This window comes from Streptomyces sp. CG4, assembly GCF_041080655.1.
Taxonomy (GTDB): Bacteria; Actinomycetota; Actinomycetes; order Streptomycetales; family Streptomycetaceae; genus Streptomyces.
In genome coordinates, this window is sequence record NZ_CP163525.1 from 9,350,086 (window position 1) to 9,363,254 (window position 13,169).

Annotated in this window: 13 protein-coding genes and 1 pseudogene; 9 read left to right on the forward strand and 5 right to left on the reverse strand. The window is 70.0% G+C overall.

The window, feature by feature from the left end; all coding sequences use genetic code 11:
* Window positions 1-30: 30 nt before the first annotated feature.
* Window positions 31-249, reverse strand: coding sequence for a hypothetical protein (locus AB5L52_RS43150; RefSeq protein WP_369368526.1), 219 nt, complete (start codon window positions 247-249; stop codon window positions 31-33).
* A 274-nt stretch (window positions 250-523) separates the two neighbouring features.
* On the opposite strand from AB5L52_RS43150, the gene AB5L52_RS43155 reads away from it, so the two are divergent.
* Window positions 524-3,229: an NACHT domain-containing protein gene (locus AB5L52_RS43155; protein WP_369368527.1), complete on the forward strand. Its 2,706-nt coding sequence runs from the start codon at window positions 524-526 to the stop codon at window positions 3,227-3,229.
* A gap of 285 nt (window positions 3,230-3,514) precedes the next feature.
* On the opposite strand, the gene AB5L52_RS43160 is transcribed toward AB5L52_RS43155, so the two are convergent.
* A complete protein-coding gene (locus AB5L52_RS43160) occupies window positions 3,515-4,117 on the reverse strand; it encodes a TetR/AcrR family transcriptional regulator (protein WP_369368528.1) in 603 nt (200 codons plus the stop codon).
* 120 nt (window positions 4,118-4,237) lie between these two features.
* On the opposite strand from AB5L52_RS43160, the gene AB5L52_RS43165 reads away from it, so the two are divergent.
* The gene (locus AB5L52_RS43165) at window positions 4,238-5,047 is read left to right on the forward strand and encodes an SDR family NAD(P)-dependent oxidoreductase (RefSeq protein ID WP_369368529.1); all 810 of its coding nucleotides are present in this window, start codon (window positions 4,238-4,240) and stop codon (window positions 5,045-5,047) included.
* Window positions 5,048-5,244: 197 nt separating this feature from the next.
* On the opposite strand, the gene AB5L52_RS43170 is transcribed toward AB5L52_RS43165, so the two are convergent.
* On the reverse strand, window positions 5,245-5,409 hold the full coding sequence (locus tag AB5L52_RS43170) for a hypothetical protein (RefSeq protein ID WP_369368530.1): 165 nt from the start codon (window positions 5,407-5,409) through the stop codon (window positions 5,245-5,247).
* A 305-nt stretch (window positions 5,410-5,714) separates the two neighbouring features.
* On the opposite strand from AB5L52_RS43170, the gene AB5L52_RS43175 reads away from it, so the two are divergent.
* Window positions 5,715-6,563 (forward strand): hypothetical protein, encoded by an 849-nt coding sequence (locus AB5L52_RS43175; protein WP_369368531.1) that lies wholly within the window; start codon window positions 5,715-5,717, stop codon window positions 6,561-6,563.
* A gap of 392 nt (window positions 6,564-6,955) precedes the next feature.
* Here AB5L52_RS43175 and AB5L52_RS43180 read toward each other — a convergent pair whose 3' ends face one another.
* Complete coding sequence (locus tag AB5L52_RS43180) at window positions 6,956-7,501, reverse strand: hypothetical protein (protein WP_369368532.1); 546 nt, start codon at window positions 7,499-7,501, stop codon at window positions 6,956-6,958.
* Between the two features lie 778 nt (window positions 7,502-8,279).
* Between AB5L52_RS43180 and AB5L52_RS43185 the strand changes: the two genes are divergently transcribed.
* From AB5L52_RS43185 to AB5L52_RS43205, 5 genes and pseudogenes are all read left to right on the forward strand, one after another.
* Complete coding sequence (locus AB5L52_RS43185) at window positions 8,280-9,464, forward strand: sensor histidine kinase (RefSeq protein WP_369368533.1); 1,185 nt, start codon at window positions 8,280-8,282, stop codon at window positions 9,462-9,464.
* Entirely contained in the window at window positions 9,461-10,141 is a 681-nt protein-coding gene (locus tag AB5L52_RS43190) for a response regulator (RefSeq protein ID WP_369368534.1), read from the forward strand. Before AB5L52_RS43185 ends, AB5L52_RS43190 begins: the two co-directional genes overlap by 4 nt.
* On the forward strand, window positions 10,138-10,548 hold the full coding sequence (locus tag AB5L52_RS43195; protein ID WP_351027329.1) for a hypothetical protein: 411 nt from the start codon (window positions 10,138-10,140) through the stop codon (window positions 10,546-10,548). The genes AB5L52_RS43190 and AB5L52_RS43195 overlap by 4 nt, the downstream gene beginning before the upstream one ends.
* Window positions 10,549-10,757: 209 nt before the next feature.
* Window positions 10,758-10,919, forward strand: a complete 162-nt coding sequence (locus AB5L52_RS43200; protein ID WP_351576540.1) for a hypothetical protein — start codon at window positions 10,758-10,760, stop codon at window positions 10,917-10,919.
* A 274-nt stretch (window positions 10,920-11,193) separates the two neighbouring features.
* Window positions 11,194-11,499 (forward strand): annotated as a pseudogene (locus tag AB5L52_RS43205) (leucine zipper domain-containing protein); the annotation flags it as partial.
* Window positions 11,500-12,059: 560 nt separating this feature from the next.
* Here AB5L52_RS43205 and AB5L52_RS43210 read toward each other — a convergent pair.
* Window positions 12,060-12,305: a hypothetical protein gene (locus AB5L52_RS43210; protein WP_351027333.1), complete on the reverse strand. Its 246-nt coding sequence runs from the start codon at window positions 12,303-12,305 to the stop codon at window positions 12,060-12,062.
* 672 nt (window positions 12,306-12,977) lie between these two features.
* On the opposite strand from AB5L52_RS43210, the gene AB5L52_RS43215 reads away from it, so the two are divergent.
* Entirely contained in the window at window positions 12,978-13,133 is a 156-nt protein-coding gene (locus AB5L52_RS43215) for an integrase (RefSeq protein ID WP_369368535.1), read from the forward strand.
* The last annotated feature ends 36 nt before the right edge of the window (window positions 13,134-13,169 follow it).

A 13,169-nucleotide genomic window follows, 5' to 3' on the forward strand; every position in this document is an offset into this window, starting at 1 on the left:
TGTCGAGATCGACTGAACGGAGCCCGGCCTTCACCGGCGGCGTCGGTGGGGGTGTCGGGCCTCGCGGAGGTAGGCGAGAGCCTGCCGACGGGGGAGCTCGGACAGGAGGCGGCCTTCGTGGCGGCCGCGGCGGGCCTCGTTGTGGGCGCTGACGAGGGCCTCGGCGTGCAGGACCAGGAGCGTCGCGAACGCCAGTGTCACGTGCACCCACCAGGGCGCCTCGGCCGGCACCCCCAGCCCGGCAGTCAAAAGGCCACTGAAAGGGGCGAGAAAGCGTGAACCTGCCATGTGAGTACTCCTCGGATATGTCAAGCCGATCTGGTAAATCGGCAGTTGGCCGGACAAAGCGCGCCATGCAGGGCAAGATGAATTCGCCGGGACGGCTGGGGGGCAGTTGCGGCGGGATCGGCCGGTGCCGTCCGCCGAGCAAAGTTCTACGACCTGCCGCACGCCGCCGACCAGGCACTTCCAGCAGCTGTGAACGCGTGAACAGCAATGAACGACTTGTGAACGAGGAGAGCGGATGGCAGAGGGTTCCGGCTTCCCACGCAAGGGGCCGCAGCGCCCGGATCCGGCGACAGCCACACCGGAGTTACGGCCCTGGGTCGCGCTGATGCGCCGTGTCTACGACGAGCTCTATGAAGGGCTCGACCCCGGTGACCGCCCCACGGTCACCGGACTGGGCGCCGCCGCCTACCTCAGCAAGTCCTATGTCTCCGCGCTCTTCTCCGGCAAGCGACGCCCGCCCCTGGACAAGTTCCTGTTGATCGTCACGGCGCTGGGTGGGGACACCGACGAGTGGGAGCCACGGTGGCATGCGGCACGGATGCGGCAGGAGGCGGGTGCCGGGGAGGAACCGGATCGTCTGCTGCTTCCTGGGATCAAGGAGCAGCGCGAGGGGGCTGATGCAGGCGGCGATGGCCAGGAGGCCGGTGCCGCGCCCGACGTGGGCTCGACCGCCCCCGGCGCGGGGGCGCTCCGCTATCCCGTCCGGCGACTCGTGCGGGCCTTCGTCGCGTGGGTCGTCATGACCGTCACCTGGCCGGTCCGGGCCCGCCGGGACAGGCATGAGGTACAGATGCGCCGCCGACTGGTCAAGCAGGTCAGGGAGCGGGCAGCCGAGGATCTCGGCCGAGCCGAGGCCCACCACTACCTCACACCACGGTTTGCGATCCTCACCGAGAAGCCGTCGGAACCGAGGAGCGCAGGGCACAGACGCCGCGCCAGAAGAGCCCGGCGGGCCGAGTTCGTGCCGGTGCCGACCGGAGTGACGAGCGTTCGCGCGCTCTACGAGGACACCGACGACTTGGTGGTGCTCGGCAGCCCAGGCATGGGGAAGACCACCCAGCTGGCTCGGCTCGCCCACCGGATGGCCGTGGAGGTGCTGAACGGCCCCGACGACCGCGAACCCCCGTACATTCCGGTCTACTTGCGGCTGGATACCTACCGGGGCGAACCCATCGAGGAGTGGCTGGCCGCCGCGATGACCACTTACGAAGGCATCTCGGGCCTGCTGGTGCGGACCTGGCTGAGCGAGCATCGCCTGCTCCCCGTGCTGGACGGCTTGGACGAGGTGCCGGAACGGGACCGGCCCAAGTGCGTCGCCGAACTCCGGCGCCTGCGCCGGCTCTGCCCGGGCATGGCCGTCGGCTGCAGGACGGACGAGGCCGACCTGCGCCGGCTGGCGCAGGACCTCCGTGCGCTGCGGTACGTCGAGATCCAGCCGCCGAGCCGGCAGGACGTACAGGAGTTCTTGGAGGAGGACCGGGAAGCCCTTGCGGACGTCCACGCCGCGCTGGAGGAAGACCCGGAGCTGTGGCCCTTGTTCCAGTCGCCGATGATGCTCGGCTTCATCAGGCTCACGTACCGCAACCGGCCTGCCGACGACCTGCGCGCCCCCGGCAGCCTCACCGAGCGCCGCGACCGGATCTTCGACGCGTACACGCGTGAGTGCCTGCGCCGGGAGCGCCCGAGGCCGGACGACACCCCCGAGCGAACCCTGACGTGGCTGACCTGGCTCGCCCGGACGCTCACCGCACGCGGGGAGCACGTCCTCTTTCTGGACCGGCTGGACCTGAGCTGGCTGTCCCGCGCCGAGGGGATCCTCCCGCGGATCATCCCCAACGTGACCATGCCGTTCTTCGCCTTCGGGCTCACCCTGGTGTGGCTGACGTTCGCTGTCCGGGCCGGCGTGCTGCACACCAGCCTGCGGGACGCCGGTGCCCTTGCCCTGGCCATGGCAGTCACGGTCGGCGCACAGGCGTACCTGGCGGAGCGGCACTTCTTGCAGATCGACGAACGCGAGGACGGCGACAAGGCCGGCGCCGGCCGGGAGCGCGGGGCGATAGCCCTGCCCATGATGGCCAACGGGCCCGTGATGTTCGTGCTTCTGGTCTGGTTGGTCTTCGTGGTGAAGGCCGATCTGACGTCACCTGGATGCCTCGTGGTGGGTCTTGCCTACCTCTGGGTGGCGGTCACACAGATGGAGGCCAGCTACACAGACGTGTTCCAGCCGGTGGAACAACTGCGGTGGACCTGGCGACGACGCGAGTACGTGATCCACTCACCCATGGCGCGCGGCACGCTGTCCGTGGTGGTGTGGATCGCCATCGACTGCCTGCTCGGATACGTCGTCCACCTGCTCTGTCCGAACCCCCCGTGGATCGGCCCGGCCGCGGCCTTCCTGATGGGACTGGTCTACGTGGTCGGCAACCAATTCGAACCCTCGCTGCAGGACCGCCGCCCGCGCCCCAACGACGGGGTACGCCGCACGGTCCGGTTCTTCCTGGTCCACGGGTTCGCAGGGCTGGCCGTGGGCGGCATCGGCCTGATCGTGCTGATCGGCCTGGCCACGCCCGACCACGATCTGCGCCGGGCCGGCTTCATCGCCATCCTGCTGGGCGCACTGTTCGCCGTGGTCCGGGGTTTCCGCTACGGGGGGCTCGCCGTGCTGCGGCACTGGACGATCAGGGCGGTCCTGGCGTACCGGGGGCGCACCCCCTACCGGTACCGGCGGTTCCTGCACACCGCGGAGGAACGCGTCCTGCTCCACCGCACGGACAGCGGGTTCTTCTTCCCGCACCGCCAGCTTCAACTGCACCTGAACACCACCGTCGAGGAACTCCTGCCAAGGCTGACGGACCGAGCGACGGGTGGCGGCGCTGGGACCTGTCTACCAAGTGGGGCAGGCGGAGCCGGAGAATGGGCGGGGTGGGATGAAGCCCGGTGAAGTGCCGCACGGCCCGGCATTCGACGCCCGGCTCGATCCATTCCTGCCCGGCCGGACGTCGGTAAGCGCCTGCGGGCCGCCGAGCTCGCCGTGACCGGGAACCACCACGGCGAACCGCCTGGTGAACAGCGCGCTGGCGTCCGACACTTGGAGCACCTGGTCACCCGCGGTGACGGACACGGCGTCGCCGCGTGGTGGTCGCGGTGAACGAGGGCGTTGAGTCGCCGGGCCCGCGAACCCGCTGATCGCGACGGCAGCCTCCTGCGACTGAGCCTGACGGCCTCCTCATCCGCGGGCTGCGGCGACCGCCTCGTCGAAGGCCCGCTCCATGTCGATCGTGCCGCCGCTGCGCACCCAGGCGTCCGTTGCGGTCTCCAAGCAGGCCAGGGCGCAGGCGGCGAGCGCGCGGGCCCGCAGCTCGTTCATCGGGTCCGTGGTTGCGCCCAGGCGTCGCACGATGTCCGGGACGAGCAGGTCCGTCCACTGCTGGCGCTTCTCCAGCTGGCGTGCCCGGAGGGAGGGCGAGGCGTGCAGCATGCTGGTGATCTTGAGGAAGTCCTCAGGTGAGTAAGGGAGCGAGTCGTAGAGCGCTTTGAGGGCCGCTCGGAGAGCTTCCCAGGGCAGTTCGCCGGCTGGACGCGCTTCCAGCGCGGTCCGCAGGGCTTTGCCGTGCTCGGCGTGGTCGCCGAGCACGATGTCCTCTTTGGTGCCGAAGTAGCGGAACAGTGAGCGTCGCGAGATGCCGATCTCGTTCGCGATCTGCTCCATGGTGGTGGCCTCGAATCCGTGCTCGAGGAACAGCCGCATCGCAGTGGAGACGATCTCGGCCTGTACGGCTCGCCGGGTGCGCTCCCGCAGTCCCGTCGGATTGCCCGCGCGATGGTCCATGACTCCGTAGCCTACCGCATTCTGCACTCAGTACCAGTCTGGCACTGTGTGACAGTTTCGGCGTACAGTGCCAGAGCAGTGTCACCGCCGAGAGTGTCCACCCCTTCCCGGGAGCCGCCCATGAGCACCGTCGACTACCACGGCCAGACCACCCTCATCACCGGCGCCAGCGCCGGCATCGGCGCCGAGTTCGCCCGACAGATGGCCGCCCGCGGCTCAGACGTCGTCCTCGTTGCCCGCCGCGCGGAACGGCTGGAGAAGCTGGCCGCCGAACTCACCGCTGCTCACGGCGTACGGGCCGCAGTCATCCCCCTCGACCTGAGCCTGCCCGCCGCGGGGCAGACCCTCGCCGAGGAGGTGGCGCGCCGCGGCCTGGAGGTGACCAGCGTCGTGAACAACGCCGGATTCGGTACCTTCGGCCCCTTCCACACCGAGGACCCCAAGCGGCTCAGTCAGGAGATCAGCGTCGATATCGTGGCCGTCGTCGACATCAGCCGGGCATTCATCGAGCCGCTGCGGACCGCCGGCACCGGAGTGCTGGTCAACGTCGCGAGCATGGCCGCGTACTTCCCCGTCCCGAACATGGCCGTCTACGCGGCGGCCAAGGCGTTCGTGCTGAATTTCACCGAGGCTCTGTGGCATGAATCCCGCGGGACCGGGCTGCGGGTTCTCGCGCTGTCGCCCGGTGCGACCAGCACCGAGTTCTTCGACGTCGTCGGCACGGATGCGGCAGACGGCGGCAGCAAGCGCCAGTCCCCGCAGGAGGTCGTTGCCACGGCACTGCGCGCGCTCGACCGCCGCACACCACCGCCGAGCGTCATCTCCGGCCGCCTCAACCGCGCGATGGCGGCCCTGGGGCGCACGGCCAGCCGGCGCCGCATGGTCCAGTTCATGGGGTCCACGACCGCCGACCGCCAGCCGGTGCCGTGACCACCCACGCCGACGGGCTTCCGCTCCGCGACGTTATCCGGCAGGGCAATAACGCCGGTGCGGCTGGAGGCTCGCCCACGGTGGGCGATCGCCGATGCGACCCGGTTTCGTTGTTCCGAGGGCATCAAGTGAAGGTCTCGTCTGTGCGGGCCGCGGAGACCGCCGGCCGGGTTTTCCAGGGCTTCGATGACACCTCGTCAGTGAACGGGCAGCTCGAACCCAAGGGCGGCCAGGGCCTCCCCGGCGGCCTGCTGGTCCTGCTCGTAGCTCCCGCCGGAGATTCCGAGGCTGTCGACGCACCGGCGGTTCTCGCTGATCGTGCTGCGGGACACCAGCGCCTTGCTCGCCGCATTGGTGCCCAAGCGCTCGCGCGACCAGGAGCTCGCGGAGGGTGTCTGGTGGGTGCACCGGCCTCCGACCGCCTGGTCAGTCCCTTCTCACCCACCGGCGCCTTGTGTCTGGTGTGGCGGGGAGCCGGCGCGGCAGGCGCGCCGTTCGCCGGACGTGGTGGGTGGCTGACAGTGCGGGAACCACACCGTGTGGCCCGCGCGTCTTGCCGGGGGATGCGTTGAAGACGTAGGGGTACCCGCGGGCGAGGTGCGTGGACTTGGTCTCCATTCGACCGGGAAGTGGTCCGTTGCCGTCCAGGGCGCCGAACAGGGTGCCTGTGCCCCCAGCTCCTGACCCGGCCGGCCCGGCACTGTTCCGGGACTGGCCCTCGCTGCTCGGGCTCCTCGGTCGCCTGCCCGGCGGTGTGTTGCTCCTGCTGTCGCCCGTCCTGCTGCTGCTCTCTCCCCTGATGGGGCTGTACGGCCTCGCCCGCAGCGCCCGCCGCGTCGCCTGGCGCCTCTTCCTTCGTGACGCAGGCTCCGTCCCCGTGCGCGATCCGGACGTGGCACGCGTCAAAAGGCTCCGTACGTGCGCGGCGTTCGCGGCGTCATTCGCGGACGTCGTGGCCTTCGGCACCGTGCAGGACATAAGCGAGTCGCTCTCGGATCGCTGGGGCGCGCTCCTCGCCACGCCGTGGCTGCTCGTCGTCACCGCACCGGTGGTCTTCATGCTCTTCGTCTGGGGTGCGGCTCCCGGCCGCCGCCGGACGATGTGGGCCGCCCTGCGCGCCTCATTGCGCCAACTCAGCTTGTTCGTTGGCATGTTGTTGCTCATCGTCGTGCTGGTCGTCGCCTGGAGCGTAGCCATTCCCTCCCGACTCGGCGGCTCTGTGGCCACGTGGCTGTCCTTCGGGTTCCTGGCGGCAGTCGTGTGGTCGGTGTTCCTGTTCGCCTCTGCCGCCATCGCACGAACCGGCTTCGGCGCGGCCGCGGTTCACCCCGCGGCACCGCCTGTACTGGCCACCTTCCTGGTCTGGGCGTTCGCGGCCACCGCAAAACTGCCCAGCGGACCGACGCCGATCGCCTATGCGCTGCTCATCGGCGGTCCGGCCACGGTGACGGCGATCGCATGGTGGGAGATCCACCGACTGCGCACCCGGTTCGGGATAAGACTGAGAGGCGGCTGAAGCCTCACGTGAGCGGGCAGCCGATGCAGCGGGCAAGATCGACGGGGGCATCTCGGTGGACGGCTCAGGCGACGTGACCACACCCGCTACACGAAGCTCATCCCCATACCGCCCGGTGCCGGCGGATGGGCTCAGGCTGCTGTCGGCATTCCCGTGAGGGCTGGACGCGAAGGCCAGGACGTGAGGAACTGCCTCGCGCCGACCGACGAAGTGACGGTGCACGCCCTCCACCGCGACGGTGGCGTTCACCGGCCACACCGTCCGAGTCAGTGACGGTCGGTGGTCCCAGCCGGTCCCGCCCCCGCGTTGCGAGCCCTGGCCCGTTTCGCACGACGGGACCGCCGATCCACACGCTGGTGGCATCGGCGGTCCGGCTTCTGTGCCGTGAGGCATCAGGCCGCGTTGTACTGCTGGGCGGGGGCGCTGGTGGTGTCGGTGAGGTGGGTGCGGGTGGCGCGGGTGCCCTTGGCGAGGAGGGCCGCGGTACGGGCGACCAGCATGCCGATGGCCAGGAAGATCAGCGCGTCGGTCAGGGCGTCACTGGTGATGTGGTGGGTGAGCATCCAGTGGCCGAGCTGGGCGGGGAAGATGTGCACGGAGGCGTACGCGAACCACAGTCGGGCGCCGATGACCACGGCCCACAGAGCGGCGTAGGGGGTACGGCCGGTGGAGAACGAGGCCCGGCGGTCTTCGTCGTAGCGGACCTTGAGCAGTGCGGCGGCGAGCAGACCGAGCAGCAGGCCGGCGGCCAGGCCGATGATCTCCAGGGTGAGACCGTTGCCGTGAGTGGCGATGTTCTTGGCGAAGATCGGTACGACCGCCACGGCGAGCAGGATCGGGCGGGCGAGGCGGAGCCACGCGATCTTCTTGTAGCCGAGGTCGGCGTGGAGCACGGTGGTCAGGACGGCGAGGTTGACGATCCAGACGCTGGCGTTCATGGCGGGTCCTTCGCGGTGTGGTGGTGCCGGGGTCGGCTGACGTCTTCGAAGCTACGAGCGGGGGTGGGTCCGGCTCGTCGGTCTGCGGGTGGGTGCCGGGTTGAGCCGGGGTTGACGCCGCTGAGCTGTGTGAATGACCTCTCGGTTGTGTGGTGGCGCATGCGCGAGCGCCCCGGGGAGCGGATCCCCGGGGCGCTCGGCGTGGTGGTCCGAGGGCGGTCACTCACCCACGAGAGGTGAGGCGCTTGACGAGGCGGACGGCGAGACCGATCAGCATGGCGTTTCTCCCTTCACGGCATGGCACGTCCGGTATGGGTATGGGCGGGACGGGAATCAGCCGCGGCGCTTGAGCGCCTTGACGAGACGGACGAGGAGACCGATCAGCATCGCTGAACTCGCTTTCGGTGTGCGGTGGTTGGGGTGCCTGACTGGATTCCACGCTAGGTACGCGGAGAGGTCGGTCGCGTCAGCCTGGTAGTGGAGCGCGGGTGGAGACCGGGTTGATGCCGCCGGTGATCGACGGGTGCGTGGACGGCAGGCCCGGATGGCTTTCCCCGTGTGGGCTGAAGTGAGAGTCGGCGCAGGGAGTGAAGGCCCCGGTTGAGCCCCTGGCAAGCGGGCTCGGGGGCGGAAGATCTCCGTGCCGGGGTGCCCCTGTGGCCCGGCACCAGCGCTGATGGCATCGGTGCGGGGCGCGGTAGGGTCCGGTTATCGCGTCCGGCCCACCCCGAGTACGTCCGGCTCGGCCGGCGCTCGCCCGCTTGATCCGGGAGCCTGTATGCCCGCCGTCGTCCCTGCGCTCCGCGACCGGCCCGCCTATCTATGGGGTATCCGCGTCATGCGGCTCGCCGGTCTGGCGGCCCTGCTCGCCAGCACCGCGCATGCTCGTCCACCCGCCGGCTGGCACGGCCGGGGGCTCGCGATTTCCTGCGCGCTGGCGGTGAGCGCGGCCGGGTGGCTGCTGTGGATCGCCGTGGAGCACCGACAGCGGCTGCTGACCGTGGCCCTGGCCGCGACGGCGCTGGGCGGGGGTGCCCTGGGCGGACTGTCCCCGCACTCGGTCGGCATCGCCGCGGCGGCCGTGGCGGCAATGGTGGTGGCGGCGGCTCTGGCCCCCGAGACGTCCATCGCGATCGCCGTGGCCGGGGCACTCGCCCTGGCCGTGACCACCATCGTGGTCGGCGGCGGTACGGCGGTGATGCTCGGCTACCTGGTGCTGATCGGTGCCGGTCTGGGGACGGGCTTCATCCGTCTCGGCCACATCCAGCGCGCCGACCAGGCCGAGGCGCTGCTGGAACAGACCCGCCGTGCCCGGCAGGCCGAGGCCCAGGCCGCCGTCCTGCACGAGCGTACCCGGATCGCCCGCGAGATCCACGACATCCTCGCCCACTCCCTCGGCGCCCTGTCCATGCAACTCGAAGCCGCGCAGGCACTGTTGCAGCAAAGCCCGGCAACCCGCGAGGACCCCGCCCTGGGCAAGGCCCTCGGTTGTGTCGGCCGGGCCGGGGACCTCGCCCGCGCGGGGCTGACCGAGACCCGCCGCGCCGTTCACGCCCTTCGCGAGGACAGCGCGCTTCTGCCCGAGCTGCTGGCCCGCCTGACCACCGGGCCCGAGCAGGACGACACCGCCCCGGCCGTGCGCCTCCACGTCGAGGGAACCGTCCGCCGCCTGGAACCGGACGCCACCCTCGCCGTGCTGCGCACCGCACAGGAGGCGGTCACCAACGCGGCCAAACACGCCCCCGGCCAACCCGTCACGCTCACCCTCGTCTACACCGAGGACCACACCATGCTCACCGCTTCCAACCCGCTGCCCGACGCCACCGCTCCCCGGCCCCTCGGCGCCACCGGAGCCGGCTACGGCCTGACCGGGCTGCGCGAACGCGCCCTGCTGGCAGGCGGCACCCTTCACACCGAAGTCATGGACAACACCTGGCAGGTGTGCGTCACAATTCCCGCGTGACCGGTACCACGCCCCCCATCAGAGTCCTCGTCGTCGACGACCAAGCCGCTGTCCGGGAAGGACTGGCGCTGCTGCTGGACACCCTCCCGGGTATCGAGGTCGTCGGCCAGGCCGAGGACGGCAACGCCGCAGCTGCGCTCGCCCGCGACCTCCAGCCGGACGTGGTGCTTATGGACCTCAACATGCCGCACTGCGACGGTATCGACGCCACCACCCGCATCCTCGCCGACCGTCCGGACATCCGGGTGGTGGTGCTGACCACCTACGAGGACGACACGTCCATCCTCGGTGCTCTGCAGGCCGGCGCCCTCGGCTACCTGACCAAGGCCGCCACCCGCGCCGACATCGAACGCGCCGTCAAGGCCGCCGCAGCAGGCCAGGCCGTCCTCGACCCCGCCGCGCAGCGCACCCTGCTCGCCGCCGCCACCGGCACACCCGCCCCGGCCGCGCCCGCCGGCTCCGCCCCAAGCGATCTCACCGCCCGCGAGGCGGACGTACTGCGTCTGATCGCCGAGGGCCGGTCCAACCGGGAGATCGCCCGCCAGCTCGTCGTCAGCGAAGCCACCGTCAAAACCCACATCAACCGCATCTTCACCAAGACCGGCAGCCGCGACCGCGCCCAGGCCATCCGCTACGCCTACACCCACGGCTATGCCGAGCCTGGAACGAGCGCGTGACCACCCGCCCGACGACACCCCCGCCGACGACCCGCTTCGGGCTCCCACGCTGGATCGGACCGCTGTATCTGACGCTGAGCGCGATCCTGCTGCCCTGGATCGTCTACCTCTCCCACTCCCTGCCGGGGCGCCAGCTGTCCGAGCACTACCGCATGGCCTGGGTCGGATTCGACGTCTTCCTCCTCGGCCAACTCGCCCGTACCGGCGCCTACGCCCTGCGTTCCCGCCGGCGTGACCGTGTCCCTCCCCACGCCGCCGCCAGCGCCGCCATGCTCTGCGTCGACGCATGGTTCGACATCACCACCAGCACCCCTCACGACCTGCCGCTCTCCCTCCTCCTCGCCGCAGCCGTCGAACTCCCCCTCGCCGGCCTGTGCTGGTGGCTGGCCACCCGCCCTCGCACCTGAGCGCCCCGACCGACACGAGCCCGGCCAGCCTTCCTGGGCGCCCCAGACCCGTTAGGCAGAGCCAGGCACGCCATGGTCGTATCCGCCTCCACCCAACCCCCACCCGGAGTACAACCACGCGCCGACGCCCGGCGAACACCCCGGTCCCTAGCGTGAAGGACATCCAAGGCAACACCCAGCAGCGATGACAGCAAACCGGAGGCCCTGACATGTTCCTCGCCCACTACATCGCCGGATGGATCGGCATCCCCACCGGAGTCGTCATCGCGGCCCTGTTCATCCTCCGCAAGCGCGGCCTGGAACTGCGCGCCCGTCGGCAGCAGGCCCGCAAGTCCACCGCCCCTGCCCAGCCGCAGCGGCCCGCCCGTTGACAGCTCAGGAGCCGGGTCGATCCGAGACCCACCAAACGCCGACGGTCTCCACCACGCCATGCTCGGCATCACCCGCCTACACGCCCCCACCCTCGCTGAGTGACAGAGAACGCTGGTCAAGCAGCATGCCCTAGATGTTCTGTCCGGTGAGGTTGTGGACGGGTGAGGCAGGTCTCTGCTGAGGGATCTCGAACAGGTGAGGGCCTTCCGGCTTCGGTGTGGATTGCGACGTCTACACGAACAGAAAGGCCCTCGTGGTCCACCGTATGCACCTCTGACCGAGACCGGACGCCTGCGGCTTGCCCGCTGCGTGGTCGAAGACGACTGGCCGCTGCGCCGTGCCGCGGAACGCTGCCAGGTCTCGCCGACCACCGCCCGGCGCTGGGCTGACCGCTACCAGGCGTTCGGTGAGGCAGGCATGACCGATCGCTCCAGCCGCCCGCGCACCAGCCCGCGCCGGATGCCGACCCGTACCGAGCGGCGCATCATCAAGGTCCGCGTCATGCGCCGCTGGGGACCGGCCCGCATCGCGCACCTACTGCGACTGGTCCCGTCCACCGTGCACCGCGTGCTGGCCCGCTTGGCCCGGGGCTGGCGGGAGACCCGGGACAGGTAGGGGAAGCCGCCTCCGTCGCAACGTCCTGCCGCAGGCCGGAAGCCAGGCGGTGGGTCAGTGCCAATGGCGGATCCCTCCGGAACGCCTCCGTCCCCCCGATGTCAGTCGGCGGGTACAGGGGCGCCCCCACTTCGTCGAACGGCAAGGGAGGTGACGGAGGCATTGAAGTGGGCGCCATCCCGGGCGCTACACATGACGGCTCGGCGGCCGTGCCCACATCTTCCAACCCCGAGACGGCGTATGTCTCACCACTGGTCGTCTCTGCGAGCAGGGGAGGGTGTGGCGTGACGACCGTTCGGGAGAGGAGGGCTTCCGTTCCCGCGGAGAGGCCGGATTCGTGGACTGGCGTCTCGACTGCCTCGTGTGGCCGGAGGCTGCCGCTCGGCAGCCGGTCACAAGGACTGATCAGGTGTGCCAGGTGCTGGAGCGGCATAGGCGGCGGTAGTTCCACTGCTCAAGGGCAGATGGGGAAAGCCCCGGACCGTGATCGGTCCTGAGACTTTCCCGTGCGTCGAGTGGTGCCTTTACCACTCGTCGTGGTCGCAGACCACCCGGAAGCTGCCCACGACGCCGTGGTGACCGAATTCGCCATCGCCGTCGAAACCGAATTCGCCGCCGTGGTCATGGGGCACCACGCCGAAGGTCTCGCTGCGGGGTCCCACGACGGCGACCGGAGGGCCACCGTCGCAGTCGAAGCCCCGGAAGACTTCGACGGCCCTCCTGCTTTCATTGCGGACATTGAAGCTGTCAGCGCCCAGTCCGCTGGCCACGGTGATGCACCCCCTAACGAAGCCGGGGTACGAACGTTCGTTGAAGAAGATCCTTCCGCCCCTCCTGTGGCCCTCACCGTGTCCACCCCCGCCGTCACGTCCGCCGCCCTCACCGTGCCCACCGCCGCCGTCACGTGCGCCGCCCTCACCGTGCCCACCGCCGCCTTCACGTCCGCCTCCGCCGTCACTGCGTCCGCCGCCATCGCGGCTCCCGCTGCCGCCTCCGCCCCCGTTCTTGGCGCCCGAAGGAGCCGAGGCAGAAGCGGCAGGAGCTGCGGATGCGGGGTGTTGCGCAGGCTGGGTGGCGTGGTGGGTCGGTTGGGCGGGGTGGTGGAGTGGCTGGGCTGCCCGGTGGACAGCCGGGGAAGCCGGGGTGGATTCGACGGTCGAGGCATAGGTGATGCCACCGGCTGCAAGGACGGTCGCGCCTATTCCGGCGCCTACCACAGCGAAAGTACGCGAGGGCATGGACACTTCTCTCTTTCCTATGTGCGTCGGCCGGACGACCGACCTGCGATGAACGTACCGACAGCTCATATAACTGGCATTCCGGGCATGTCCAGGGTGTGAGGCTGTAAGGCCAACCGGGTGTCAGAAGTTCAGGGCGTCACATACCCGCAGCCGTAGGGCCTCGGCCACGCTGCTGACACCCCAACCAGGGCAAGCACCAGGATGAGCCGCAGCACGCCTCGCGCGGTGCTGATCTATCAGCACCTGGTCAACGGCCGTGACCAGGAGATGGCCGAACGGCTGGGCTCGATGATCCGCAAGGCTCGGGGTGAAGCGGACTCCTGGCGGACCGTGTGGCATGTGTGTGGCAAGCCGTGATCATTGCAAAGGGCCGGTCGCTGTGTTCACAGGTCA

Coding starts and splice junctions, on each gene's coding strand:
- AB5L52_RS43155 (WP_369368527.1), top strand. CDS start 524: ATGGCAGAGGGTTCCGGCTTCCCACGCAAGGGGCCGCAGCGCCCGGAT.
- AB5L52_RS43185 (WP_369368533.1), top strand. CDS start 8,280: ATGCCCGCCGTCGTCCCTGCGCTCCGCGACCGGCCCGCCTATCTATGG.
- AB5L52_RS43165 (WP_369368529.1), top strand. CDS start 4,238: ATGAGCACCGTCGACTACCACGGCCAGACCACCCTCATCACCGGCGCC.
- AB5L52_RS43215 (WP_369368535.1), top strand. CDS start 12,978: ATGAGCCGCAGCACGCCTCGCGCGGTGCTGATCTATCAGCACCTGGTC.
- AB5L52_RS43180 (WP_369368532.1), bottom strand. CDS start 7,501: ATGAACGCCAGCGTCTGGATCGTCAACCTCGCCGTCCTGACCACCGTG.
- AB5L52_RS43200 (WP_351576540.1), top strand. CDS start 10,758: ATGTTCCTCGCCCACTACATCGCCGGATGGATCGGCATCCCCACCGGA.
- AB5L52_RS43160 (WP_369368528.1), bottom strand. CDS start 4,117: ATGGACCATCGCGCGGGCAATCCGACGGGACTGCGGGAGCGCACCCGG.